The sequence below is a fragment of the Arthrobacter sp. Rue61a genome, from assembly GCF_000294695.2.
GTDB classification, from domain to species: Bacteria; Actinomycetota; Actinomycetes; order Actinomycetales; family Micrococcaceae; genus Arthrobacter; species Arthrobacter aurescens_A.
Genome location: NC_018531.1, coordinates 340,027 through 362,808 on the forward strand (window position 1 = coordinate 340,027; position 22,782 = coordinate 362,808).

The following is a 22,782-nucleotide window of genomic DNA, read 5'->3' on the forward strand; positions in this document are numbered from 1 at the left end:
AAGAAATGAAACGCAGATTGATGCCCAAGAGCTTGTACTTGCGGCAAGTGAAATTTTAGCGTCGATCCAGCCAACACCACCACAGGCGCGGCAAAGGGTGACGGACTGCATACACCGGCAGTTTGCGGTCCGGTCTCTCCCGTCCGGTTCTACAAGGAGTCATCCTTGGCGGTGAGGTTGCGGGGATCGCTGCCAACGAAGCTTCCCGGCGGCATCGCCGCTCCGAAAACGGGGCCCGGCTCCGGGCGCTTGGGGTGCCGCCCGTCGCCGGCGTTTCGCTGTGTCAGGCGACGCACAACCCACGGGAAGAGGTGTTCACGAGCCCATACCATGTCACCTGCGCGTGCCTCACGCCAGTTCCGCTCGGGCAGGGCTTTCGGGGTCAATGGTTCCAGGGAGTGCGGAACATTGAGGGTGTCCAGCACCATGATGGCAATGGTGTGCTGGCCCAGCGGAGAAAAATGCAGCCGGTCCGCATCCCACATGCGCGGATCCGTCAGCTGGCGCAGTGCCCAAAGGTCCGCGATCAGGGCATCATGCCGGGCCGCAATGACCCGGATGTTCTCGTTGTAGATCGCCACCTTTCCGCGGGCCAAGCCCAGCACCGGGGTAGCGCCCCAGTCCGGGCCGGTAAAGAGCACGATTGTGGCGCCGGTCCTGGCGAGACTTTCCACACCTGCATCCAACTCAAGGGCAAGTTTGTCCGGATCGCTCCTGTGGAAGAGCAGGTCATTGCCGCCGGCGTTGAGGGTGATCAGATCAGGTTGCAGCTCGATGGCCGGCCCCAGCTGCTCTTCCAGGATCTGGTGCAGCAGCCGTCCACTGATGGCCAGGTTGGCATAGGCGAAATCCTGGTGACCCGTGCTCAGCTCTTCGGCAACCCGATCCGCCCAACCGCGGAGGCCACCGGGGCTGCGCGGTTCAGGATCGCCCAAACCTTCGGTGAACGAATCGCCCAAAGCCACATAACGGCTCCACGGGTGCAGGCCAGCCCCGAAGCTACCGGAACCGCCCTGCGCCATTCCGTTGGCACTGTGGGCGTTCATCTCCCCATAGTGCGCTTACTGAACGCGCGGCGCCATGGGTGGCCTTGCTAGATCCACTGCGGTGCGTCCGGTACGGCGCCGTGGCCGGCGGTGACGCCTGTGGTGCCGCGGCCCGTGGCCCATTCGACGACGGCGGGCAGGGGACCGCTGATGATCGTCGGGTCGGCGGCGCTGGTGTCGCCCGGGCCGCTTGCGTCCAGCGCACCGCCGGTGGGTGGGCGGCTTTGTGCGCGCTTTGGGTGTCCCTCCCATCGCCTACGATGACAGCACCGGCGAAGGAGAAAACATGGGCGCTATGGATGAGCTGATCGATTCCAGTGTGGTGACCGAACTGCGGTCCATCCTCATGGGCTCCGGGCCTGGCGTTGACCTGCCAACCCTGGAGCGTTCACGCCCGTCCCTTGACGGGGAACGTCTCCGGCAACGAGTGGATATCGTGAGGGACGCGCTGCTCCAAGACCTTCCGGCAGGCTGCTCCTCGGTTGAGCGGATCTTTCTCGAGGCTCTCGACGACCCACGGTTTACAGGATGGATGCTCTGGCCGGTTTCCGAAGTGGTGACCGGCAGGGCGCTCCAATCCGGGGCACTCGCCGACTTCGACGCCGCACTCGCGGTGCTTTCCCGCCTGACTGTCCGGCTCACGGGAGAGTTCGCCATCCGCGACCTCATCGCTGCCCGGCCGGAACGGGCCATCGCGACCATGCAAAGCTGGACGAACCACCATGACCACAACGTCCGCCGACTCGCAACAGAGGGCTCCCGCGCCTACCTGCCATGGGCCAAGAGAGTGCCGTGGCTGGTGGCCAATCCAGCGGCAACGCAGGGGATCCTCGATGCCACCTACCAGGACGATGCCGATTATGTTCGACGATCCGCGGCAAACCATCTCAACGATCTGAGCCGGATTGATCCACTGCTGGTGGTGGCCACGGCGCGCCGCTGGTCAGGGAACCCGGATGCCACCACGGCAAGGGTTATTCGCCACGGACTCAGGACCCTGGTCAAGCAAGGCAATCCCGAGGCACTGGCACTCCTCGGCTACTCGGGTGGCCGACTCGTGGTCATGGAGCCCCGGATCCTCCACCCGGCCATCGCGTGGGACGGAACCGTGGAATTTACAGCGGAGATAGAGAATAAGGGCTCCCAGCCCGCCACGGCAGCCATTGACTATTCCATCGGTTTCCAGCGTTTCAACGGCACGGTAAGCGCCAAAACCTTCAAGCTCACATCCCGCCGGATTGCGCCCGGTGAAACCGTCACTGTCTCAAAAAAACACTCCTTCCGCCCCATCACCACCCGGACCTACTATCCCGGGCAGCACTACGTGGTAGTCCAGGCAAATGGCATCGCATCGGTGCCTGCGAACTTCGTCGTGAACAAGAAGGAGCCCGGCTGACGTCAGGCACCCATCAGCCGCTGCATCTGCGCGCCCGCATCACTCCCGGGCGCCGGCGTGTAGACCACGATGTGCAGGTCCGGCCGGTCCGATGGTGACACCTGGTGGTGCTCCATCTGCAGTACGCCGACCGCCGGGTGGTGAAACTGACGCTCGCGGGATTCGAAGCCCAGGATGTCGTACCTGTCCCAGCTTTCCTGGAACTCCCTACTGGCTTCCTTGAGCCGCTCTACTTGGTATTCGACGTCGGGATCGCCCAGCCGCTGGCCTGTTTCGGCCCTGAACTCAGCCAGGAACCTCTTGCTGGTGACGTCCCAGTCGGGCAGCAGGTCGCGGATGTACGGATCGGTGAAGACGAGCCACAGGAGGTTCCGGTCCGAGGCATTGAAGGTGCCGATGTTGGGGTACAGGGCTTCGTAGGCGCGATTCCAGCCGGCAATGCCCCAGTCCGGGGACAGCGCATAAGAAGGGTTGGGGTCCAGGGCATCCAGCAGGCGCTGGACATGGGCTGGCGCATCGGCGGCCACCGGTCCTTTAGGCGGAGCAGACGAGTAGCCGCCCAAGGAGAGCACGTAGCTCAGCCCGGTATCGGACAAGTGCAGGGCCCGCGCTATGGACTCAAGGACCTGCCGTGACGGACTGATATCCCGGCCCTGCTCAAGCCACGTGTACCACGTGACGCTGACCCCTGAGAGGAACGCGATCTCTTCCCGGCGGAGGCCGCGCTCGCGGGATCGGCCTACCGGCGGCAGGCCGTAGTCCGAACGCAGGGCCTGGGTGCGGCGGGTCCGGAGGAAAAGCCCCAGTTCCTTACGCCTCTCATCTTTCACGCATCCAACACTATTACTCTGGTACTTTCACTACTAGTAGCCACACCGTCTTCCACCCGCCGTAGAACAACAGCAGGATGGTATTCATGCCTGCACTACGCTCACGAACAGTTACCCACGGCCGCAACATGGCTGGCGCACGCGCACTGCTGCGCGCCTCCGGCGTCGCTAACACGGACATCGGCAAGCCGATCATCGCCGTGGCCAACTCCTTCACCGAATTCGTCCCCGGCCACACCCACCTCGCCCCTGTGGGCCGGATCGTCTCCGACGCGATCCTCGCCGCAGGCGCTGTGCCGCGCGAATTCAACACCATCGCCGTGGACGACGGCATCGCCATGGGCCACTCCGGCATGCTCTACTCGCTGCCGTCCCGTGACCTGATCGCCGACTCCGTTGAGTACATGGTCAACGCACACTGCGCCGATGCGTTGGTGTGCATCTCCAACTGCGACAAGATCACCCCGGGCATGCTCATGGCCGCCCTGCGCCTGAACATCCCCGTGGTGTTCGTTTCCGGCGGCCCCATGGAGGCCGGCCGCGTGACCCTGACCGACGGCTCCGTGCGCTCCCTTGACCTGGTGAACGCGATTGCCGACGCGGTGGACGAATCCATCTCCGATGAAGACATCAACCTCATCGAAGAGAACGCCTGCCCCACCTGTGGTTCCTGCTCGGGTATGTTCACCGCCAACTCCATGAACTGCCTCGCCGAGGCCATCGGCCTCGCCCTGCCGGGCAACGGCTCCGTTCTGGCGACCCACACCGCGCGTAAGGCGCTGTACGAGAAAGCCGGCGCCACCGTCGTCGAGCTCGTCAAGCGCTATTACGACGGCGACGACCACTCCGTGCTGCCGCGCTCCATCGCCACCGCTGAGGCCTTTGACAACGCCATGGCCCTGGACATCTCCATGGGCGGCTCCACCAACACCATCCTCCACCTGCTGGCTGCGGCCCAGGAAGCCGGGGTGGAGTACGGCCTGGCCGAGATGGATGCCAAGTCCCGCCAGGTGCCCTGCCTGGCCAAGGTGGCCCCGAACGTCGCCGGGAACAAGACCTACTACATGGAGGACGTGCACCGCGCCGGTGGCATCCCCGCATTGCTGGGTGAGCTGAACCGCGGCGGCCTCCTGCACAAGAACGTCCACTCCGTGCACTCCGCGGACCTGGACGGGTGGTTGGACGACTGGGACATCCGCGGCGGCAAGGCCACCGAGGAAGCACAGGCGCTGTGGCACGCGGCTCCCGGTGGCGTCCGCTCTTCCACCGCGTTTTCGCAGTCGAACGAGTGGACCTCCCTGGACACCGACGCGGAGGGCGGCTGCATCCGTTCCGTGGAGCACGCCTTCTCCAAGGACGGCGGCCTGGCTGTGCTGCGCGGCAACGTGGCAGTGGACGGCGCCGTGGTGAAGACCGCAGGCGTGGACGAGTCCATCTGGATCTTCGAAGGCCCGGCAGTTGTGTGCGAGTCTCAGGACGAAGCCGTGGAAAAGATCCTCAACAAGACGGTCAAGGAAGGCGACGTGGTGGTCATCCGCTACGAAGGCCCCAGGGGCGGCCCGGGCATGCAGGAAATGCTGTACCCAACGAGCTTCCTCAAGGGCCGCGGCCTGGGCAAGAAGTGCGCCCTCATCACGGACGGCCGCTTCTCCGGCGGAACCTCCGGCCTGTCGATCGGGCACATCTCCCCGGAGGCTGCCTCGGGCGGCGCCATCGCACTGGTGGAAAACGGCGACATCATCAGCATCGACATCACTACACGCTCCCTCAATTTGCAGGTCTCCGACGAGATCCTCGCCGAACGCCGCGAAAAACTGGAAGTCAATGGCGGCTACAAGCCCAAGAACCGTGACCGCCAGGTCTCTCCTGCCCTGCGCGCTTACGCCGCCATGGCACTGTCCGCGGACAAGGGTGCTGTACGTGACGTCTCCCTGGTGGAAAACCTCTAAGGCTGCTGCTTGCCTTGAGAGTCCCGCAGCCGGGACTCACCCTCCGCATAGATGTCCAGTAGTTGGCGGGCGTGCTCACCTTCGGCGCCTTCTTGGGCGAGCGCGGAGCGCATGCCCTCCAACTTCTCTGCTCCGGCAGGGAAGGGCGGGAGTAGCGGGATGTCGGGATCGGTCAGGACTTCAATGACAGCCGGACGATCCGCGGACAAAGCGTAGTCCCAAGCGTCGCCGAGCTTGGCGGGGTCTTCCACCCGGATTCCCGCCAAGCCCAGCAGCTCCGCATAGGCCGCGTAGGGGAAGTCGGGGATTTCCTGGCTAGCGGTGAACCTGGGCTCGGCTTCGGTCTCGCGCTGTTCCCAGGAAACCTCGGCGAGGTCTCGGTTGTTGAAAACGCAGACGACGAAGCGGGGGTCCGTCCAGTCGCGCCAGCGGTGCGCCACCGTGATGAGTTCCGCGACGCCCAGCATCTGCATGCCGCCATCCCCGGCCAGCGCTACCAACGGCTGGTCAGGATGCGCGAGCTTCGCCGCCAACCCGTAGGGGATGGCACATCCCATGCTGGCGAGCGTGCCGCTCAGGTGAGCCGGGACTCCGCGCGGAAGGATCAACTGGCGGGCGTACCAGTAAACGCAACTGCCGACGTCGATACTCACCTGGGCGTTGTCGGGGAGCCGGCCGTTGAGCTCCCGCACCACCAGTTCCGGATTCACGGGCTCGGCGGGGACATTGGCGCGCTCCTCTGAAAGGCGACGCCACGCGCGGACTTGGTCTTCGACGTCGGAACGCCACTGGGTGCGTGATGGCTGGTTTCGTGATGCCAGGCGCTGGTTCAGTGCGGTCAGGGTCTCTGCCGCGTCGCCCACCAAGCCCACCTCAACGGGGTATCGGTTGGCGATCTTGCGGCCATCGATGTCGATTTGCACAGCCTTGGCGGTGCCGGGCTTCGGGTAGAACTCGGTCCAGGGATCGTTGGACCCGAGGATGAGCAGGGTGTCGCAGTTCTCGAGCAGAAACGCACTGGCAGTCGTGCCGAGGTGGCCCATGGTGCCGACAGAAAAAGGGAGGGTCTCGTCGACGTAAGGCTTGCCGAGCAGGCTGGTGGTGATTCCGGCGTCGAGCTTTTCGGCCAGCGCCGCAACTTCTTCTTGAGCTCCACGGGCACCTTGCCCAACGAACAGCGCGATCCGTTCACCTGTGGCGAGGATGTCCGCTGCGGCATCCAGCTCTTCCTCGCGGGGCATGACCCGTGCCGGATGCCAGACGGGAGCGGTAACCACTATTCCGTGTTCCTGCTTGAGCTCGGGGGCTTCGGCGGTCTGGATATCGTGGGGCACAATGACAACGCAAGGGGACCGGGTCTCCAGTGCCGTGCGGAACGCGCGATCGATCAGCATGGGGACCTGCTCGGGTGAGCTCGCCAACTGTGCGAACTGGGCTGCGACATCCTTGAAGAGCGTCAGCAGGTCAATCTCCTGCATGTAAGCCGAGCCCAGGACCGTGGTGCTCTGCTGGCCGATGATGGCCACCACCGGGACGCTGTCCATCTTGGCGTCGTAGAGGCCGTTGAGCAGATGGACGGCGCCGGGGCCTTGGGTGGATGTCACGACGCCGACGCCGCCCGTGTACTTGCCATGCCCCACCGCCATGAAAGCCGCTGCTTCCTCGTGCCTCGCCTGGACAAACTCGATCTTGTCTTCGGCGCGGCTGAGGGCGCCCATGAAACCGTTGATGCCATCACCGCTGTAACCGAAGACGCGCTCAACGCCCCACGCTTGGAGGCGTTCGGCAATGAGGTCCGAAACCGTTCGCTGGGTCATGCCTGGCTCCTCGTCAGTAGTTGTGTACCGCCTGGACCATAGTAAGCATGCTTAGTTATGCGGCACGCGGGCGGTAGGTGCGTTGGGCCGGTTTCCCGGCAATGGGTGACGGAAAGCGGAACACTTCCTACCATTAGGCTCATGGAAACCACCGGAAGTGCCGAACACATCAGAAGCCTGCACGAGCTGGTGGTTGGCAGCTCCGACATCCACGGGATCCTGAACGGTGTGACCGGCTTCGCCTGCGATGCGATGAGCAAGGTGGCCGGCGAGAACATCGACTGCGCCCTGACCTTGCGCCGGCGCAAGCGAACCGCCACCGTCGCCGGCAGCAGCGAGAGGGCAGTTCAACTGGACATGATTGAACAGGGACTTGGGGAAGGTCCCTGCCTGGAAGCCTTGGATGTTGGCCATCCGGTGCTGCTGGCTGATGTTGCCACCGACACCAACTGGCCGCGTTACAGCGCCGCCTTGGCGGCTGAAGGCATCCACAGTGCCTTGGGGGTACCCATGGACTTGGGTGAAACATCCCAAGCGGTCATCAACTTCTTCGCACCCACAGCAGGTACCTTCACGGAGGCCGTGATTGCTGAAGCCGCCGCGTTCGCTGACGTTGCCGGGAGTACATTGCGCCTGGCCATCAGAATCGAAACCGTGGAGCAGCTCAACGCCGACCTGAAAACGGCCATGTCCTCCAGAACAGTCATCGACCTCGCCTGCGGAGTCATCATGGCCCAGAACCGTTGCAGCCAGGACGAGGCGTTCGAGTTTCTCACCAAGGCCTCAAGCCACAGAAACAAGAAACTTCACGCCGTTGCATCGGACATCATCGCCCACCTCACGGGCGGCTCCGACAATCATCTGCGCTTCGAGGACTGAACTCCACAATCTGCCCACGCTCGCGCGGCCCGAGGACGCCGGTCCTCGGGCCAAAGTTCCAGGCTGGTGCTGTGACGCCGGGCCAGCCGCGAGTAACCCACGACGGCGGCAGCTGACCTTAAGCAGCCTCGTCGCCAAGGGTGAGCGGCGGCGGCAGGCGCGTCGCACCGCCGTCGGTCTTCTTTTGCTTCACGTCGGTCTTCCTGCCGGGCTTGTTGCGCCCCAGGAACAGTGTGGCCAGTGGTGCAAGCAGCAGGAGCAAGCTAACGGTGGCCGCCCCTGCGACTCCAGTCAAGAAGACCAAGCCGACCATTATCAGAAGGTGGATGTCCGAAGCCTCCGTGAATGCTGGGACGGCGAGACCTAGGGGTAACTTCACGATTTGCTCCTGCGAGGCGTCAGTTGCTCATTTTCTCTTACTACTCATGAGTGTTCTGAGAGGGGGAAAAGTGTCGGCGATTAAGGAGGCGATTCTGGTGGATGTCTGCGGCTCGAACCCCTCGGACAGGGCCGGGCACTCGCCGTGAAGTATCAGAAAAGCAGTGGCAGAAAATAATTCTCCCAACTCCGCGTCACGTTTTCGCAGGTCAAAGCACCTATCCAGTGCCCATGTCGTTGAACCGCGTACTGCGCCGTTGCCCTTTTCGGCTGCGTTGCGGTTCATCGGCGGAGTTAGCAGCGATGGGTGTGGCGGGTTCTGGGGCCCGCCCGGGGCGCCATCGCTGCGTAAACGGGCTAGTGCGGTCGGTCGTCTGAGTCGCGACCGACCGCACGATCATGTGAACGCCAACAGATGGTGGCAGGCAGAGCTGTCCGAACTCTGGTGAATCTTGGAGAACTAGACCTAAGCTGACCGCATGGCGCAGACTCGCATTTTCCGCACTGTTTCCCTGGCGTTCGTTGCGGCAGCCCTTCTGGCCGGCTGCGCGGGAAGCGGCACCAGTCCTTTCGTCGGTGTGTGGGGTGACACCAGCGACACCAAGCAACCCTCCCTTGACCTAAAGTCAGATGGCAGTGTGTCTGGAACCGACGGCTGCAACAGGCTCATGGGGTCCTGGACAGAGGACGGGAAAACTATCGCGTTCGGAGGTTTCGCGTCCACCCGGATGGCCTGCGAGGGTGTTGACACGTGGCTTTCCAATGCCGCCACAGCAAAGATCCAGGAAGACGGAAAGCTGGCGGTGTTCGGTCAAGGGGGAGCCCAGATCGGCACGCTCGCGGGCAAATAGCGGTCCTCAGTAGAAGTATTTCGACGGATCCGGGGGGCACATGTGGTGAATTCAAATGTTGAGGGCGTGGAACAGTCAGTTTCCACGGGAACACTGCCGGGCTGGGAGCAGGTTGATTCGCTGGTAGCCGCCTCTCATGACCGGAATCGTGGGTGCAAGGACGGTGCGGTTGCGGATTACATTCCTGTCTTGGCCCAAGCCGATCCTGAACTCTTCGGCGTCTGTGTGGTGGAAGTGGACGGTGGAGTGCATGTGACCGGCGATGCCGACGTGGAGTTTTCCATTCAATCCATCTCCAAGGCCTTCGTGTATGCCTTGGTCTGCGAGGAATTCGGGCATGCGGCCATGGCTGACCTAGTGGGGGTGAACAACACCGGCCTCGCGTTCAACTCCGTGATTGCCATCGAGCTCAATGACGGGCACCCCATGAACCCCATGGTGAATGCCGGTGCGCTGGCCACCACGGCCCTGATGCCCGGGAGTGCGCCTGACAAGCAGTGGGACGCCATACACTCAGGACTATCCGCTTTCGCAGGCCGGGACTTGATGCTGGATGAGGAGGTCTACCGGTCCGAGGCTGCCACCAACACCCGCAACCGCGCCATTGCTCGGCTCTTGGAAAGCTACGGCAGGATCGGGCGCGACCCGCTGGAAGTGGTGGACGTCTACACCAAGCAATGCTCACTGCGGGTCAGCGCCCGCGATCTGGCCATCATGGGCGCCACACTTGCCGATGGCGGGGTCAACCCGGTCACTGGCAAGAGGGTGGTTTCAGCCGAAGTATGCCGGGACACCCTCGCGGTTCTTGCGGCCAACGGGCTGTATGAAAGGTCAGGGGAATGGCTGTTTGAGATCGGGCTCCCAGGTAAGTCCGGAGTGTCCGGCGGACTGCTCACGGTCTCGCCCGGCAAAGCCGGAATCGGAGCCTTTTCACCACGGCTCGATCCCGCGGGGAACAGCGTCCGCGGCCAACAGGCCACCGCGTATCTCTCCCGCGTCCTGGGCTTGAATATCTTCGCGTCCCAAGCGTACGCACCGAGTGAAAGCCGCGGTTATTGAGCTACTTGGCGATAGCCCGCATGGTGTTGTTCCGCTTCTCGTGGGTGAGCTCAGCCAGGCCGAGGGCTTCGAGCAGCGGCGGCATGTACATTCCAAACCGGCCCCGGTAGCCCTTGCGGAGTCCGTACCAACCGCCCACGGGGTTGTCCTCGCTCCGGCCCCACGCCTCTACTGTTCCCGGGGCAGCATCCTTGCCTTCATCGGCGGCACCGAGGGGAACCCAATCACCCTGCTCCAGCAGCCATGCGTGCAGGTCCTCAATGGCACGTAGTTGGTACAGAAGTTTGGTGGATCCCACTTGGCAAACAATCGCCGGGGGATCCGCGGCTTCGTCCTTGTACATGGTGTAGTCGGACGATCCTGGGGGAGTTGTGAGCTGCCAGGGATCATCTTTGGTACCAGCGGCCATGGGGGAGTCCTTTCTGCGATATGGCACACGCTACACAGAGTCAGGTTGTGTGTCTGCAGATTCTGAAGCCATGGTGGTGGAGGTCAAGGGGTTCTCGATCTCATCGCTCATCATCCGGGCCGCAAAGAGAGCCACAAAAGCCATGATGGGACACACCAAACCGGCGACGAAGAAGATGACCCAGATGGGAACCACCTCGGCAACAGGTCCGGCGAGTGCCATGGATACCGGCATCAGGGCCAGCGAAACGAAGAAGTCCAGGCTCGATATGCGGCCCAGCAAATGCCGTGGCACTCGCCGTTGCAGCAGCGTCCCCCAGATCACCATGCCGACTCCTTCGGTGGCACCGAAGATCAGCATGGCGGCACCGAGCACCCAAAAGTTGTCCATGAATCCGATCGCAGCTACCGGCAGGCTGCCCAGTCCCCACGTCACCACCATCACCGTCAGGTAGCGCCGGGGGAGGCGGACCGTTGCAGTGGCCAGCGCAGCGGCGGCACTTCCCACCCCCATGACAGCCAGCAGAAAACCGAACGTCCGGGAATCGCCACCCAACTGATCGCGGACAACGAACGGCAGCAGGACCTCGATGGGTCCGATCAGGAACAGCACGGACAGGCAAGCCCAAATCAGGGTCCAAAGAAGCCAAGGTGTGCGGATGGTGTAGCTGAATCCCTCCCGGAGATCCTTAAAGAGGGAGGACTTGCGCGAGGCCGGAGCGCCCGTAACAGCAGTGTCCGGACCAGTGTCAGCCAAGCCGGGATCATCAGGCGGTTGACGGCTCAGGAGGTTCACGATCCCGAACGCCAGCAAATGACACACAGCCACACCAGCCACGGCATGGGCCGGGGACAGCACCGCCACCAAGATCCCCGCGAGAGCCGGACCGGCCGCCTGCTGCAATACCGGCCGCACGGTTCCTTCCAGGCCATTAGCGGCCAGAAGGTCGTCGGCAGGGAGGATGCGCGGAAGCATGGCCGAGTAGGCGGGGAAGAAGAACGCCTGGCCCACACCTAGAACGAACGCGCCGATGGCCAGATGCCACAGTTGAAGGACATTGAACATGGCAAGTGCCGTGATGGTGGCGATGACTGCCAGGTTGGCGCCCTCCACTGCGATGATCAGGAGCCTTTGCGGGAAACGGTCGGCCGCGATGCCGCCCGCCAGCACAAAGCCCACCAGTCCGATGCTGGCCGCGGTGGCAACCAAGGACAGTTCCAGCGGGCCGCCACCAAGGTGGATCACCTCATAGACCATCGCCACTGCCCACATGCCGGATCCAAAGATGGAGATGGACAGCGCAGAAATCAGCACCCGGAATTCGCGGTGTGCAAAGGGCCGCAGCGCTCTCAACGAGGCCATCCCACTAGCCTAAACCGGGGGGTTGACGCTGTGGAAGGTGCGCTGGCGCTCTGCACCTTGCGCTGGCGCTCTGCCCCTTGCGCTGGCGCGGTGGCCGGCTGACCGGAACGAAGTCCGGGAGGAATCTAAGTTATGAAGCGCCCGACGGCGGCACGTCGTCGTCGTCGATGTCCGGACCTTCAGCTGCGTCCTGGCTGTGGATGCCGGTATCGTGCGAAACCCAGCCTTCCGTTTCACCCTCCGCCGGAGCGTCGGTGTGGTGTCGGATGACATGCTCGGTTTTGTTTGTCGCCTTCATTACGGATACTCCCTGTCCTTGCATGGACTGCTTCCGTGAGTGCATCCAAGTCTACGCCGAGGCGCGCCCGTTGTGGGCTCCGCTCTGCGCGGAATACTGTCCACATACGCCCATGAACGGCTCTCGCAAGGCGGGGGCGTGGCATAGGCTGAAGCAAGCAGTTCCCCGTGAAACGACTAACTGCCAAGGAGATGTGAAGATGCCCAAGCGCCCCAACCCGGCGGTGAAGATCGCCCAGGAAACAGCCCACAACGCAGTGTTTGACGCCGAAGGCAACGCCAAGCCCGGAGTGCACAATGTGCTTCTGAGGGCTGTCGAAGTCCAGCGACCCCTGGTCCTGGCCAACCTTCGCAGGCTTCAACGCAGGCACCCCCATGATTCACCGGCGCAGCTGGCCGCCAAACTGGAGCGCCACTACCTGCTGGCCATCTCCGGCGGGGGTGCAGCGGTGGGCGTCACCGCCGTCGTGCCTGGTATCGGAACCGCGGCATCGCTGGGACTTTCCGCGCTCGCAACCGTGGGCTTCCTGGAGACCACCGCGCTGTATGCGTCGTCATTGGCGGAGTTGCACGGCATCCGGCTGACTGACCCTGTCCGCGCGCAGACCATGGTCATGGCCATCATGCTGGGCGAGGAAGGCACGTCCATGCTGGGTGCCCTGAGTGGGCAGTCGCTGGGGCGCAGCAAGGGCGTGACCAATGCGTGGGGTCGGACGCTTACCAAGAAAATTCCCGGAAGTGGCTTCGGTGTCATCCGCGATTCCATCCAACGCGCGTTCCTGAAGAACCTCCTCAAGCGGCAAGGGACCGCGTTCCTGGGCCGCGCTCTGCCGTTCGGCGTCGGCGCGGTGGTAGGTGGTGCAGGCAACCTGATGATGGGCCGTGCAGTGGTGTCCACTGCCAAGGAAGCGTTCGGCCCGCTGCCGGACACTGTTCCTGGCGAACTGCTTCCGAACGCTCCAAAGAATGTTTTGAACAACCCAACGCTGGAAGGCGGTAACAGTGGACCTGAACGCTGACCTCGGGGAGTCTTTCGGCTCTTGGACCATGGGAGACGACGCCTCGATGTTCCGCATCGTGAGCAGCGCCAACGTGGCCTGCGGCTTCCACGCCGGTGATCCCCTCACCATGCTGGACAGCTGCCGTGCGGCGTTCGAACTGGATGTCCGTGTCGGTGCCCATGTGGGCTACCGGGACCTCGCAGGCTTCGGCCGGCGCTCACTGGACATGACCTTTGACGAGTTGTTCGGCGACGTTCTCTACCAACTTGGCGCCCTGGACGGCATGGCCCACGCGGTGGGAGCATCGGTGGATTACGTGAAGCCCCACGGTGCGCTCTACAACAGGATCGTCCGGGACGCTGAGCAGGCAGAAGCCGTAGTGGCTGCCGTGCACGCTTACGATCCCGGGCTGCCCGTGCTTGGCCTGCCGGGATCGGCGTGGCTGACGCTCGCCGAGGAATCCGGGCACCCTGTGTTCCGCGAAGCGTTCGTGGACCGGGCCTACCTACCGGACGGAACACTGGTGCCCCGCACCCAGGAAGGCGCCGTCCTGCAGGACCCGGCAGCCGTCGTGGCCCAGGCCGTGCGGCTGGCAACGCGCAAGGAAGTGCTGGCCATCGATGGAACCGTGGTGCCAGTACAGGCTGACTCGTTGTGCATCCACGGCGATACGCCCGGTGCGGTGAACATGGCTGCTGCGGTGAGGGAAGGCCTTGAACAGGCCGGCGTCCAGATCGAAGCGTTCGCTTAACTCTGTGTTCGGGGAGGCCTGATGGGTGCGGTAGTGGTGGAGCCGGGATCGAGCTCCATGGTTCTCGGTCCTGAGCAAGTACTGGACCGCGCGTCCATGCATCTGGCCAATGGCCTGCTGGGTAACCCGGACTCTGCAGCCGGACTTGAGGTGCTGTTGGGCGGGCTGAAGCTGAGATTCGTGTCGGGCTCGGCCGTTGCGGTCACCGGCGCCGAAGGCATGGTGACGCTCAACGGCACCGAACTTCCTCTGAACAAAGCCGTTCGCGTCCCACCGGGAGCAGTGCTCGAGCTTGGCCCTGCCATGTTTGGTATTCGCTATTACCTGGCGGTCCAAGGCGGAATATCTGCGCAAGGAGAGGCCGCGAAAGGAGAGGCAATACGCGCCGGAGCGGCCCTGACCTTCGGGCGGCCCAATAATCATGGTTCCCCGGAGGTGAACCATCCTGCCCGGCGCGCTTTGGACCCCGAACGTCCAGTGGTTGCGAGGGTTTCGCGCGGGCCTCAGGCGCAGAATGACGACGCCGGCACGTGGCTTCGGTTGACCAGCGAACCGTGGATTCTCTCGCCCGAGTCGGACCGCACAGGCGCGCGGCTGGTGGGCCGGCCGCTTGACGTGACCTCCGCTCCAGTACCCCAAGCTCAACCGCTGGTATCAGGCTCTGTCCTGTTGCCGTCGTCGGGCCTGCCGGTCATCGCCTTGGCTGGCCACCCGGACACTTCGCAGTCGCCGGTGATCGCGGTGGTGCGCGATGAAGACCTTGACGTGCTCGGTCAAGCGAGGCCGGGGCAGATGGTGCATCTGCTGGGCTGAGCCGACAAGGAACGCTGTGATGCGGCGCCAATCGTTAACTGAGTCAATACAGTGAGAATCGCAGGGGCCGATTTTCTCAAGAATGGCACTTCATGAGAAAACTCAGCCCCTGCGTTTCTCAGCTAGCCGCTGCAGTTGCCAGGAATGCACATCGGCCATCCAACACAGGGGTGCCGCCGGGCCTACGCGTGGGTCCTGCGGATCACGGCCATCCTGCAGGGCCTGCACATACGCCCGATCCAAGCTGATGCGTTCCAGCAATTGCTCACTTCCGCCCACCGAACCGTGTCCGGGGACCACGGCAAAAACATCGCCGGCCGCGGCTTCGAACTGCTGCAACGCTTCGAGGTAGTCAGAGAGCGGATCAGCCGCCTCCACGTCGAGGAACGGTATCAGGGTGTCCGAAAGCATGTCACCGGCCACGAGGACGCCGCTTTCTTCGACCAAGAGTCCTGCGTGGCCTGGGGCGTGGGCTTGATGCTCCAGAACGCGAACTGTGGGTCCATCCCAGGGAATCTCATCCGCCCCGGCGCGTAAGCCGGTAATGAGCCCCAGCAGATCCATCGGAATCTGCTCGGCATACTCCGGCGGCAGTCCCTCAGCCACTTGGTCCGTCCAGTCCGGCTGGGACAGGACACCCCGGATGGACGCCGCGCAGCGCGCTGTGCCATACCGCGGCGGATCACCGAAGTCCGGGTGCCACAGCACGTGATCCCAATCAGGGTGCGTGGAGAATCCTGCCACCACCGGTTGGCCCAACCGCTGAAGGTCCTCCGCGATGCCCGCCATCTCGTTGACCGTGATGCCGGGGTCGATCAGCAACACTCCGTCCCGGCCCTGTACCACCGTGCAGTTGCTCTGGATGAACTCGCTCTCGTGAACCAGAACGCCTTCAGCGACTTGCTTCAGCATGGCTGTGACTCCCGTTAGAGTTTCTGCGCCAGCATGACCAGGATCCCGCTGGGACCGCGAAGATACGTCAACTTGTAAACGTCCTGATAGTTCGCCACACCGCGGAGCGGGTGGCATCCGTGCTTGGCGGCGATCTCAAGGGCGTGGTCGATATCGTCAACCGAGAACGCGACGCGGTGCATTCCGATCTCGTTGGGAAGGGTTGGGTTCGTCTCGATCGCGTCAGGGTGGATGTACTCGAAGAGCTCAAGCTGGCCATTGCCATCCGGGGTTTGGAGCACCGCGATTTTTGCGTGGTTGCCATCCAGCCCCACAGCGGTGTCGGCCCACTCACCACTGACGGTGTCCCGGCCCACGACCGTGAGGCCCAGATCCGTAAAGAAGGCGACGGTTTCTTCGAGATCCCGGACTGCGATACCGACGTTCTCAAGTTTGATAGGCATGCGTTTGAAGGTACCAAGGGGGACTGAATAGCTCTAGCGTCTAGCCAAACAGCAGATGCGCCACGGTGAAGATCGCCAACCCGGCCAGGGCGCCCACCACGGTTCCGTTGATGCGGATGTACTGGAGATCCTTGCCCACCTGAAGCTCGATCTTCTGGGACGTTTCCTCGGCATCCCAGCGGGCTACGGTATCGGAGATGACGCCGGCGATGTCCGAACGGTACGTGTTCACCAGGTACCCGGCGGCATCGCCAATCCAGGTGTTGATCTTGCCGGCCAATTCGTCGTCGTTGACCAGGCGCGTACCGAAGTCACGGACGGCGCTCTTGAAACGCTGGCTCAGTTCGCTGTCGGGATCGTCGACGGCGTTGAGCAGCGCATTCTTCACCGTTCCCCATGTGCGGGACGCCAGTTCGCGGACCTCGGGGTCGCCGAGGATTTGGGCCTTGATGGATTCGGCGCGCTCGATCATGGCGGGATCGTGTTGCAGGTCTTGGGCCAGATCTGTGAGGTAGGCGTCGATTGACTGCCTCACCTGGTGGTTCTGGTCCGCCTGTACTGCTCGAACAAATTTGGAGAGTTCCACGTACACGCGGTCACCCACCAGGCCATCCACGAACGTCGGCACCCACAGAGGGGAGCGATCCGAGACGAGCCTGTTCACAGTTGCGTGGTTGGCATCTACCCAGTCGGCTGCACGGTCAACCAGGAGGTCAACCAGGGTGTGGTGGTGGCCGTCGGCGAAGATCCGTTCGGCCATCCGGCCTACAGGCGGTCCCCACGGCGGGGTGAGCAGGTGCTTGCGGACCATGCCTTCGATGACAGCCTGCACGTCGTCGTCGTTCAGTACCGTGAAGGCGCCTCGAATCACCGCGCCGCCTTCCTTGGCCACGCGCTCTGCACCGCCTGGGGCCGACAACCACCGGCCTGCCTTGCGGGCGATGTCGATGCTCGCCAACTTGTCCTGCACAACCTCCTGGGACAGGAAGTTGCTCTCCACGAAGTCGCTGAGCGATTCACCGATCTGGTCCTTGCGACGCGGAATGATGGCTGTGTGGGGGATTTTCAGACCCATGGGGTACTTGAACAGTGCGGTGACAGCGAACCAGTCGGCCAGTGCGCCCACCATGCCGCCTTCGGCCGCCGCCCGGACGTATTCCAGCCACGGGTACTGCTTCTGGAACGCGAACGCCACCGTGAAGATCACCGCCATCGCGATCAGCAGCGCCAGGGCCAACCGTTTCATGCGGAGCAACGCTGCCGCTTTTTCCATGTCGCCAGCGGACAGTTCGACGACGGCGGAACGGCCGCGTGCGGGTGCGGAACCTGCCGTGGAATTGGGGTTGGTGACGTCTTCGGTTGGGATTTGTTCAGAGTTCACCTGCATTAGCCCAGCGTAGCCCCCGAGCGTCCAGCAGGGTGGGCTAACGTGTCTGCATGACTAGCGACGACTTCGCCCCGAGCCGGCCCAAGGTCTACGCCCACCGCGGCGCCAGTGCCGCCTTTGCCGAGCACACCCGTGCCGCCTATCTGAAGGCCATTGCCGATGGTGCCGACGGTGTGGAATGCGATGTGCACCTGACCCGGGACCAGCATCTTGTCCTGCTGCACGACGCCGATCTGGACCGCACCTCCACCGGCACGGGTCCGGTTGGTGAGCACACCCTTGAGGAGCTCCGTGCTTTGGACTTTTCTTCATGGAAGGGCGCCCGCATTCCCGAAGCCTACGGGGGAGTGTCTGATCAGTTCCTGACGTTGCCCGACTTGCTGGACATCCTGCGGGGAGCTGGACGCGAGATTGGCCTGGCCATTGAACTCAAGCACCCGAGTCCCTATGGCCTCAAGCTCGAGGAGCGCGTGTTGGCCCTGCTTCATGAGGAAGGGTGGACGCCGGAGGAGTCCCGGCTGGATAACATCCTGGTTTCCTTCATGAGCTTCGACTCGGACTCGGTGCAACGCCTTTTGGAGACCGTTCCCGGAAAGCACATCTGCCAGTTGGTGGACAACTTCACCGCGAAGGAGATCCGCCAGGAGTTCGGTCTGGGCTTCTTCACCGGCGGGGCAGTGGCCAACGTCTTGAGGGCAACTCAACTGGATGCCGAACGCGTCCTGGATGAAGGTCAGGTAGGAATTGCCGGCCCTGGCATTGAATACGTCAGGGAGCATGCACGCAACGTTCAGCGCTGGTTGGAGGCTGGCCGGATCTTCCGGGTGTGGACCGTTGATTCGGAGAAGGACGTGGCCCTGTGCCAAGGCCTGGGCATCCATGAAATCACCACCAACAAGCCGGCGCAGGTGCTGGCGCAGCTGATGGTGTCCAACTAGGTCAACGTGGGCTCGGCTTTGGGGGTCACCTTGCTTGTGATTGAGTGGTCTCATGTCTTTTCGCTGGTCAGCACAAGCAACCCAAGCCACCTCCGCAGTCGCTTTGAGCGCCCTGCTTCTGGCCAGCGCCGCGAAGCACTTCCGTACGCCCACGTTCTATTTCCCGGTGGTTCCGGATTACTTGTGCCGCAAGGATGAGCCTGGCAGCCGTCCGAACGGCCCGCTGGCAGTCATGTCCCGCGAGGAATGGGTTGCGTCGTCGGGACTGCTTGAGGTGACTGCCGCCGTCGGACTTCTGATCCCTGCTACCCGTAAGGTTGCTGCGGACGCTACTACGGCGATGTTCGCTGCATTCCTTGCGGGGCATATAGATGCCTTGCGACGTGCCTATGGTCCCAAGGGCTCAGCCGCGGAACGAAGCATCCACACCGTCCGCCTGCCCCTTCAGATTCCGCTCATCCTCTGGTCCTGGAGCCTGCGGAAATGAGCGGCAGCCCTGCCGCTACGAGACTCAGGGAATCTCCGGCATTCAAAGTGGCGCTGTCCCTGAGCATTGCCACGGGCCTGTACGGCGTGTCCTTCGGTGCCTTGTCCGTGGCGTCCGGTTTCGATTTCTGGCAAACCATGGTGTTGAGCCTCCTCCTGTTCAGCGGAGGTTCGCAGTTCGCCTTCATCGGCGTAGTGGCCGGAGGCGGCTCCGGGGTGGCGGCGATGACAGCCAGTGCGCTGCTGGGTCTCCGCAACGGCATATATGGCATGCAGATCAATGCCATGCTTCGCCCCGGAGGGTGGAAGCGTTACCTTTCCGCGCATGTAACCATCGATGAATCAACGGCGACGGCGTCCGGCCAGTCGGATCCCGACGAGCAACGTCGCGGCTTCTGGACAGCAGGAATAGGCATATTCATCCTGTGGAATATTTTCACGGCCATTGGTGCTCTGGCCGGCGATGCCATGGGTGACCCCAAGCAGTGGGGTTTGGATGGCGCTGCCGTTGCGGCGTTCCTGGCTCTGCTGTGGCCGCGACTGAAGGGCCGCGAACCTTGGGCCATCGCCGCCGCTTGTGCACTGGCCACCATCCTGGCCGTGCCGTTTGTTCCCTCCGGAGTTCCCATCCTGGTGGCCGCCGTAGTGGCAGGCGTCATTGGCTGGTTCAGCCACGCACGCATGGACGAAGGACTGGAACCGGACGTCGATCCCTACGCGGAGAAGCACCAGCGCGGACACGGAGGCAACAAATGAACCTCTGGCTGTGGATCCTCATTGCGTGTGCGCTGGCGTATCTGACCAAGCTGGTGGGCTATTTCGTGCCGGCCAAGCTGCTGGAAAGCCCGAGGATCATGCACGTCGCCGGCACCATGACCATTGGCCTGCTGGCGTCCTTGACCGTGGTGAACGCCGTCGCGTCAGGGCAAGGCTTGGTCCTCGATGCCCGCATCGGCGCCCTGGTTGCTGCCGCCGTCGCACTGTGGCTGCGCGCGCCGTTCCTCGTGGTGGTGATTTCAGGCGCAGCGGCTGCAGCATTGCTTCGGCTGCTGGGTTGGGGCTAAGAACTACACGGCCTCAGTAAAAGTCATCCCCGGGATGCCCGACTGCTCCGGAAGCGGCCGGGAGGGGCGCTCCGTCCGGATGGCATCCTCGATCAGCGCAACAGGACGCTTCCATGCTTCAGATCCCGGCTCCATGGTGTCCACGGAACCGATGAGCATGGCCACCAAACGGACCATGTCCTCGATGGTGATGTCGCGTCGCAGGGAGCCTTGCCCCTGGCCGCGCTCCAGGAGAGTGGCCATGGAGCCGATGAGGCCACCGGTGATGCCCACCAGGAGTCCGCGTCGGCCCGCGACGGCGTCCAGAAGGTTCGCGTCGTCGCTGGCAACCTTCATCACGGCGTCGATGACGTTAGTCAGTCCTTCGGCGGCGTCCATGCCGTCGAGGGCAGCCTCAGCCACCGGGTCCACGTGCAACCGGAGCTGACGTGACAGTGCTGCGAGCACCAGTTGCTCTTTGTCCGAGAAGTTGCGGAACAGCGTCGCGGGGCCAACTCCAGCGGTGGCGGCGATGGTCTGAAGGGGTACCTCGGGGCCATGTTCCCGGAAGCACTGCCGTGCGGCGGTGATGATTTTGTCCACATTGCGTGCGGCGTCTGCCCTGAGGGGCTTGCGTTCAGAGGGCTGTTCCATGCTTGTCAGGGTAGCAATGGAGGCGTGCCGGCCCGTTGTTACGCGGGAGTACGTTGTTATATGACAAACCAGTACATGAAACACTGGATTTCATGTTGCTTGCATTTTCAGTCGCCCCTTCGGGCCAGCCCGCTTCCGCCGCCAACGGGGGGCCAACCCCTGATGCCTCCGTGCACGACGCCGTCGCTGCCGCGGTCAAGATTGTCCGCGAGTCCGGTCTGCCCAACCAGACGGACTCCATGTTCACCACCATCGAGGGCGAATGGGACGAGGTGTTCGACGTCGTCAAGCGCGCCACCGAGGCAGTTGGCCGCTACGGCAGCCGCGTCTCCCTGGTCATCAAGGCTGACATCCGTCCCGGGTACAGCGGTGAGCTGACCGGCAAGGTGGAGCGGCTCGAAGACGCCATTTCCGCTACGGAGTAGTTCCTTCCCCCGGGCTGCGGTGAGTGCAAGACTGGGGCCCATGATTGAACACGTGACCGAGCCCGGTTGGGTTGACGTCGAGCATTACCTGACTGACGTCGTCGTGCGTCCTGATCCTGCCCATAAGCGCGCCCTGACATCCGCCGTCGAGGCCGACATGCCGGCCATCGAAGTGGCCCCCAACGCCGGCAAGCTGCTGCGGATGCTCGTGCAGATGTCCGGTGCGAGGCGGGTGCTGGAGGTGGGAACCTTGGCCGGGTTCAGCAGCATCTGGATGGCGCAAGGACTGCCCGACGACGGCAGGATAGTTACGTGCGAATTCCTCCAGAAGCACGCGGACGTGGCGCGCGCCAACGTGGATGCCGCCGGCGTCGGACACAAGGTGGACATCAGGGTAGGTGCTGCCTTGGACACGCTTCCAACATTGGTGGGCCAGGAATCGTTCGACTTCGTGTTCATTGACGCCGACAAGGAAAACGACTCCAACTACCTCGACTGGGCCATCAGGCTGGGCCACCCGGGCACCGTGATCGTGGTGGACAACGTTATCTGGGACGGCGCCATCCTGGAGCCCGAGCGGGATGAGGTGAATGCGCCCGGAATCGTGGCCATGCTGGAAAAGATGGGCCAGGACCCGCGCCTCGATGCCACCGCCATCCAGACGGTAGGAAGCAAGGGCTGGGACGGCTTCGCGATTGCCAGGGTGCGGTAGCGGATGGATTTCACGATTCGCCCGGCAACGGTGGACGACGCCGAGGCCATGGCCCTGATGCATGTCCAGTCGTGGAAGGAGAGCTACGGGCACCTCCTGCCTCCGGAGTTCTTCGAGAAACAGGAAGCTGCGCTGCCCGACCGCATCGAACGGTACCGGGCGTTCATCGCTGCGGGGCACACCCGGATGTTGGCACACGATCCCGACGGTCACTTGGTGGGCCTCGGCGCGGCAGGCCCCGGACAGGACGAAGACGGTCCGTGCGAACGGGAGCTTTACATGCTCTACACCTTGGAGCATGTCCATGGCCGGGGTGTAGGTCAGGCGCTGGTAGATGCGCTGATCGGCGACGGGCCGGCATACTTGTGGGTGCTCGATGACAATCCCCGGGCCGAGGCTTTCTATCGTCGAAACGGTTTTGTACCGGACGGCAAACGGCAGCTCTGCGACCCTTCCTGGTACTCGCTGCCCGAACATCGGATGGTGCGTCCCTCCGTCGGGCTTTAGCGGTTTTCAGTGCGCGCAAGCTGTTCCCACAGATGATTCATATCGATATGGTGATCACGGGCGGTCTCGGTGCAGAACGCCCGGGAAGCAGGCGCCGAAATCGGAGCCTGGTTACGCCATTAGATTCTCGGGAGGAAGCATGACTAATCCAGAGCAGGATCCAAGCCAGCAGGAAGGCCCGGCAGACGGCGGCGCGGCCGGCGTCCCGGGCACACACGACGGCGGTGCTGACGGGGGCGCCGACGGTGGCGCAGACTCCGGCGCTGAAGGCCCCGCTGACGGTGGCGCAGCCGGCACCCCAGGTGTCCACGACGGCGGTGCAGACGGCGGTGCCGATGGTGGCGCTGATGGTGGTGCCGATGGTGGCGCAGACTCCGGCGCTGAAGGCCCCGCTGATGGTGGTGCCGACGGCGGCGCTGAGCAAAAAGGCAGCTAAG

The 22,782-nt window shown here is 63.4% G+C and carries 27 protein-coding genes; 16 read left to right on the plus strand and 11 right to left on the minus strand.

The window, feature by feature from the left end; translation table 11 throughout:
• Positions 1-149: 149 nt before the first annotated feature.
• Positions 150-1,046, minus strand: a complete 897-nt coding sequence (locus ARUE_RS01650; RefSeq protein WP_014920493.1) for an SGNH/GDSL hydrolase family protein — start codon at positions 1,044-1,046, stop codon at positions 150-152.
• Between the two features lie 286 nt (positions 1,047-1,332).
• On the opposite strand from ARUE_RS01650, the gene ARUE_RS01655 reads away from it, so the two are divergent.
• Entirely contained in the window at positions 1,333-2,442 is a 1,110-nt protein-coding gene (locus ARUE_RS01655) for a YhaZ family DNA alkylation repair protein (protein WP_043470938.1), read from the plus strand.
• A gap of 2 nt (positions 2,443-2,444) precedes the next feature.
• Here ARUE_RS01655 and ARUE_RS01660 read toward each other — a convergent pair whose 3' ends face one another.
• On the minus strand, positions 2,445-3,272 hold the full coding sequence (locus tag ARUE_RS01660; RefSeq protein WP_014920495.1) for a helix-turn-helix transcriptional regulator: 828 nt from the start codon (positions 3,270-3,272) through the stop codon (positions 2,445-2,447).
• An 86-nt stretch (positions 3,273-3,358) separates the two neighbouring features.
• On the opposite strand from ARUE_RS01660, the gene ilvD reads away from it, so the two are divergent.
• Positions 3,359-5,221 carry a dihydroxy-acid dehydratase gene (gene ilvD / locus ARUE_RS01665; protein WP_043469653.1) on the plus strand — a complete coding sequence of 621 codons (1,863 nt, stop codon included), beginning with the start codon at positions 3,359-3,361 and terminating at the stop codon, positions 5,219-5,221.
• On the opposite strand, the gene ARUE_RS01670 is transcribed toward ilvD, so the two are convergent.
• Positions 5,218-7,038, minus strand: a complete 1,821-nt coding sequence (locus tag ARUE_RS01670; protein ID WP_014920497.1) for a thiamine pyrophosphate-requiring protein — start codon at positions 7,036-7,038, stop codon at positions 5,218-5,220. The two genes, ilvD and ARUE_RS01670, sit on opposite strands and share 4 nt — an antisense overlap.
• 141 nt (positions 7,039-7,179) lie before the next feature.
• Between ARUE_RS01670 and ARUE_RS01675 the strand changes: the two genes are divergently transcribed.
• On the plus strand, positions 7,180-7,917 hold the full coding sequence (locus ARUE_RS01675) for a GAF and ANTAR domain-containing protein (protein WP_043469656.1): 738 nt from the start codon (positions 7,180-7,182) through the stop codon (positions 7,915-7,917).
• Between the two features lie 118 nt (positions 7,918-8,035).
• Here the strand turns inward: ARUE_RS01675 and ARUE_RS01680 are convergent, their stop codons facing one another.
• Positions 8,036-8,296 (minus strand): hypothetical protein, encoded by a 261-nt coding sequence (locus ARUE_RS01680; RefSeq protein ID WP_043469659.1) that lies wholly within the window; start codon positions 8,294-8,296, stop codon positions 8,036-8,038.
• A gap of 478 nt (positions 8,297-8,774) precedes the next feature.
• On the opposite strand from ARUE_RS01680, the gene ARUE_RS01685 reads away from it, so the two are divergent.
• Positions 8,775-9,146: an META domain-containing protein gene (locus ARUE_RS01685; protein ID WP_011773123.1), complete on the plus strand. Its 372-nt coding sequence runs from the start codon at positions 8,775-8,777 to the stop codon at positions 9,144-9,146.
• A 42-nt stretch (positions 9,147-9,188) separates the two neighbouring features.
• The gene (gene glsA / locus ARUE_RS01690) at positions 9,189-10,205 is read left to right on the plus strand and encodes a glutaminase A (RefSeq protein ID WP_014920499.1); all 1,017 of its coding nucleotides are present in this window, start codon (positions 9,189-9,191) and stop codon (positions 10,203-10,205) included.
• A gap of 1 nt (position 10,206) precedes the next feature.
• On the opposite strand, the gene ARUE_RS01695 is transcribed toward glsA, so the two are convergent.
• From ARUE_RS01695 to ARUE_RS24420, 3 genes are all read right to left on the minus strand, one after another.
• Positions 10,207-10,614 (minus strand): DUF6855 family protein, encoded by a 408-nt coding sequence (locus tag ARUE_RS01695; protein WP_011773125.1) that lies wholly within the window; start codon positions 10,612-10,614, stop codon positions 10,207-10,209.
• 30 nt (positions 10,615-10,644) lie between these two features.
• Positions 10,645-11,976: an MFS transporter gene (locus ARUE_RS01700; protein ID WP_014920500.1), complete on the minus strand. Its 1,332-nt coding sequence runs from the start codon at positions 11,974-11,976 to the stop codon at positions 10,645-10,647.
• Positions 11,977-12,106: 130 nt separating this feature from the next.
• Positions 12,107-12,274, minus strand: coding sequence for a hypothetical protein (locus tag ARUE_RS24420; RefSeq protein ID WP_167532105.1), 168 nt, complete (start codon positions 12,272-12,274; stop codon positions 12,107-12,109).
• Positions 12,275-12,473: 199 nt separating this feature from the next.
• Here ARUE_RS24420 and ARUE_RS01705 point away from each other — a divergent pair, with 199 nt between their 5' ends.
• The 3 genes from ARUE_RS01705 to ARUE_RS01715 are packed head-to-tail and all read left to right on the plus strand — an operon-like array spanning position 12,474 to position 14,838.
• Positions 12,474-13,292, plus strand: coding sequence for a hypothetical protein (locus ARUE_RS01705; RefSeq protein ID WP_043469662.1), 819 nt, complete (start codon positions 12,474-12,476; stop codon positions 13,290-13,292).
• Positions 13,276-14,025, plus strand: coding sequence for a LamB/YcsF family protein (locus tag ARUE_RS01710; RefSeq protein ID WP_011773128.1), 750 nt, complete (start codon positions 13,276-13,278; stop codon positions 14,023-14,025). The genes ARUE_RS01705 and ARUE_RS01710 overlap by 17 nt, the downstream gene beginning before the upstream one ends.
• A 21-nt stretch (positions 14,026-14,046) precedes the next feature.
• A complete protein-coding gene (locus ARUE_RS01715; protein ID WP_014920502.1) occupies positions 14,047-14,838 on the plus strand; it encodes a 5-oxoprolinase subunit C family protein in 792 nt (263 codons plus the stop codon).
• Between the two features lie 102 nt (positions 14,839-14,940).
• Here the strand turns inward: ARUE_RS01715 and ARUE_RS01720 are convergent, their stop codons facing one another.
• The 3 genes from ARUE_RS01720 to ARUE_RS01730 are packed head-to-tail and all read right to left on the minus strand — an operon-like array spanning position 14,941 to position 17,580.
• Positions 14,941-15,750 carry an MBL fold metallo-hydrolase gene (locus tag ARUE_RS01720; RefSeq protein ID WP_014920503.1) on the minus strand — a complete coding sequence of 270 codons (810 nt, stop codon included), beginning with the start codon at positions 15,748-15,750 and terminating at the stop codon, positions 14,941-14,943.
• A 14-nt stretch (positions 15,751-15,764) separates the two neighbouring features.
• Entirely contained in the window at positions 15,765-16,193 is a 429-nt protein-coding gene (locus ARUE_RS01725; protein ID WP_011773131.1) for a VOC family protein, read from the minus strand.
• A gap of 40 nt (positions 16,194-16,233) precedes the next feature.
• Positions 16,234-17,580: a DUF445 domain-containing protein gene (locus tag ARUE_RS01730; RefSeq protein WP_011773132.1), complete on the minus strand. Its 1,347-nt coding sequence runs from the start codon at positions 17,578-17,580 to the stop codon at positions 16,234-16,236.
• Between the two features lie 50 nt (positions 17,581-17,630).
• Here ARUE_RS01730 and ARUE_RS01735 point away from each other — a divergent pair, with 50 nt between their 5' ends.
• From ARUE_RS01735 to ARUE_RS01750, 4 genes are read left to right on the plus strand one after another with little or no spacing between them, the layout of a single operon-like run.
• The gene (locus ARUE_RS01735; RefSeq protein WP_011773133.1) at positions 17,631-18,518 is read left to right on the plus strand and encodes a glycerophosphodiester phosphodiesterase; all 888 of its coding nucleotides are present in this window, start codon (positions 17,631-17,633) and stop codon (positions 18,516-18,518) included.
• Between the two features lie 52 nt (positions 18,519-18,570).
• Positions 18,571-19,005 (plus strand): DoxX family protein, encoded by a 435-nt coding sequence (locus ARUE_RS01740; RefSeq protein WP_014920504.1) that lies wholly within the window; start codon positions 18,571-18,573, stop codon positions 19,003-19,005.
• A complete protein-coding gene (locus ARUE_RS01745) occupies positions 19,002-19,760 on the plus strand; it encodes an AzlC family ABC transporter permease (protein WP_011773135.1) in 759 nt (252 codons plus the stop codon). The genes ARUE_RS01740 and ARUE_RS01745 overlap by 4 nt, the downstream gene beginning before the upstream one ends.
• Positions 19,757-20,068, plus strand: a complete 312-nt coding sequence (locus tag ARUE_RS01750; protein WP_011773136.1) for an AzlD domain-containing protein — start codon at positions 19,757-19,759, stop codon at positions 20,066-20,068. The genes ARUE_RS01745 and ARUE_RS01750 overlap by 4 nt, the downstream gene beginning before the upstream one ends.
• Positions 20,069-20,071: 3 nt before the next feature.
• On the opposite strand, the gene ARUE_RS01755 is transcribed toward ARUE_RS01750, so the two are convergent.
• Entirely contained in the window at positions 20,072-20,701 is a 630-nt protein-coding gene (locus ARUE_RS01755; protein ID WP_014920505.1) for a TetR/AcrR family transcriptional regulator, read from the minus strand.
• 92 nt (positions 20,702-20,793) lie between these two features.
• Here ARUE_RS01755 and ARUE_RS01760 point away from each other — a divergent pair, with 92 nt between their 5' ends.
• The 4 genes from ARUE_RS01760 (at position 20,794) to ARUE_RS01775 (ending at position 22,781) form a co-directional block, all read left to right on the plus strand.
• Entirely contained in the window at positions 20,794-21,126 is a 333-nt protein-coding gene (locus ARUE_RS01760) for a thiamine-binding protein (RefSeq protein WP_014920506.1), read from the plus strand.
• 40 nt (positions 21,127-21,166) lie between these two features.
• Entirely contained in the window at positions 21,167-21,838 is a 672-nt protein-coding gene (locus ARUE_RS01765; RefSeq protein ID WP_011773138.1) for an O-methyltransferase, read from the plus strand.
• A 3-nt stretch (positions 21,839-21,841) separates the two neighbouring features.
• On the plus strand, positions 21,842-22,345 hold the full coding sequence (locus tag ARUE_RS01770; RefSeq protein WP_014920507.1) for a GNAT family N-acetyltransferase: 504 nt from the start codon (positions 21,842-21,844) through the stop codon (positions 22,343-22,345).
• Positions 22,346-22,484: 139 nt separating this feature from the next.
• Positions 22,485-22,781 carry a hypothetical protein gene (locus ARUE_RS01775; RefSeq protein ID WP_043469668.1) on the plus strand — a complete coding sequence of 99 codons (297 nt, stop codon included), beginning with the start codon at positions 22,485-22,487 and terminating at the stop codon, positions 22,779-22,781.
• Position 22,782: the final 1 nt, after the last annotated feature.

What these genes read in the sequence shown, in the direction of transcription:
- ARUE_RS01650 (WP_014920493.1), bottom strand. Translation starts at nt 1,046, where the DNA reads ATGAACGCCCACAGTGCCAACGGAATGGCGCAGGGCGGTTCCGGTAGC.
- ARUE_RS01655 (WP_043470938.1), top strand. Translation starts at nt 1,333, where the DNA reads ATGGGCGCTATGGATGAGCTGATCGATTCCAGTGTGGTGACCGAACTG.
- ilvD (WP_043469653.1), top strand. Translation starts at nt 3,359, where the DNA reads ATGCCTGCACTACGCTCACGAACAGTTACCCACGGCCGCAACATGGCT.
- ARUE_RS01670 (WP_014920497.1), bottom strand. Translation starts at nt 7,038, where the DNA reads ATGACCCAGCGAACGGTTTCGGACCTCATTGCCGAACGCCTCCAAGCG.
- ARUE_RS01675 (WP_043469656.1), top strand. Translation starts at nt 7,180, where the DNA reads ATGGAAACCACCGGAAGTGCCGAACACATCAGAAGCCTGCACGAGCTG.
- ARUE_RS01685 (WP_011773123.1), top strand. Translation starts at nt 8,775, where the DNA reads ATGGCGCAGACTCGCATTTTCCGCACTGTTTCCCTGGCGTTCGTTGCG.
- ARUE_RS01695 (WP_011773125.1), bottom strand. Translation starts at nt 10,614, where the DNA reads ATGGCCGCTGGTACCAAAGATGATCCCTGGCAGCTCACAACTCCCCCA.
- ARUE_RS01700 (WP_014920500.1), bottom strand. Translation starts at nt 11,976, where the DNA reads ATGGCCTCGTTGAGAGCGCTGCGGCCCTTTGCACACCGCGAATTCCGG.
- ARUE_RS24420 (WP_167532105.1), bottom strand. Translation starts at nt 12,274, where the DNA reads ATGAAGGCGACAAACAAAACCGAGCATGTCATCCGACACCACACCGAC.
- ARUE_RS01705 (WP_043469662.1), top strand. Translation starts at nt 12,474, where the DNA reads ATGCCCAAGCGCCCCAACCCGGCGGTGAAGATCGCCCAGGAAACAGCC.
- ARUE_RS01715 (WP_014920502.1), top strand. Translation starts at nt 14,047, where the DNA reads ATGGGTGCGGTAGTGGTGGAGCCGGGATCGAGCTCCATGGTTCTCGGT.
- ARUE_RS01720 (WP_014920503.1), bottom strand. Translation starts at nt 15,750, where the DNA reads ATGCTGAAGCAAGTCGCTGAAGGCGTTCTGGTTCACGAGAGCGAGTTC.
- ARUE_RS01725 (WP_011773131.1), bottom strand. Translation starts at nt 16,193, where the DNA reads ATGCCTATCAAACTTGAGAACGTCGGTATCGCAGTCCGGGATCTCGAA.
- ARUE_RS01730 (WP_011773132.1), bottom strand. Translation starts at nt 17,580, where the DNA reads ATGCAGGTGAACTCTGAACAAATCCCAACCGAAGACGTCACCAACCCC.
- ARUE_RS01735 (WP_011773133.1), top strand. Translation starts at nt 17,631, where the DNA reads ATGACTAGCGACGACTTCGCCCCGAGCCGGCCCAAGGTCTACGCCCAC.
- ARUE_RS01740 (WP_014920504.1), top strand. Translation starts at nt 18,571, where the DNA reads ATGTCTTTTCGCTGGTCAGCACAAGCAACCCAAGCCACCTCCGCAGTC.
- ARUE_RS01745 (WP_011773135.1), top strand. Translation starts at nt 19,002, where the DNA reads ATGAGCGGCAGCCCTGCCGCTACGAGACTCAGGGAATCTCCGGCATTC.
- ARUE_RS01750 (WP_011773136.1), top strand. Translation starts at nt 19,757, where the DNA reads ATGAACCTCTGGCTGTGGATCCTCATTGCGTGTGCGCTGGCGTATCTG.
- ARUE_RS01755 (WP_014920505.1), bottom strand. Translation starts at nt 20,701, where the DNA reads ATGGAACAGCCCTCTGAACGCAAGCCCCTCAGGGCAGACGCCGCACGC.
- ARUE_RS01760 (WP_014920506.1), top strand. Translation starts at nt 20,794, where the DNA reads ATGTTGCTTGCATTTTCAGTCGCCCCTTCGGGCCAGCCCGCTTCCGCC.
- ARUE_RS01765 (WP_011773138.1), top strand. Translation starts at nt 21,167, where the DNA reads ATGATTGAACACGTGACCGAGCCCGGTTGGGTTGACGTCGAGCATTAC.
- ARUE_RS01770 (WP_014920507.1), top strand. Translation starts at nt 21,842, where the DNA reads ATGGATTTCACGATTCGCCCGGCAACGGTGGACGACGCCGAGGCCATG.
- ARUE_RS01775 (WP_043469668.1), top strand. Translation starts at nt 22,485, where the DNA reads ATGACTAATCCAGAGCAGGATCCAAGCCAGCAGGAAGGCCCGGCAGAC.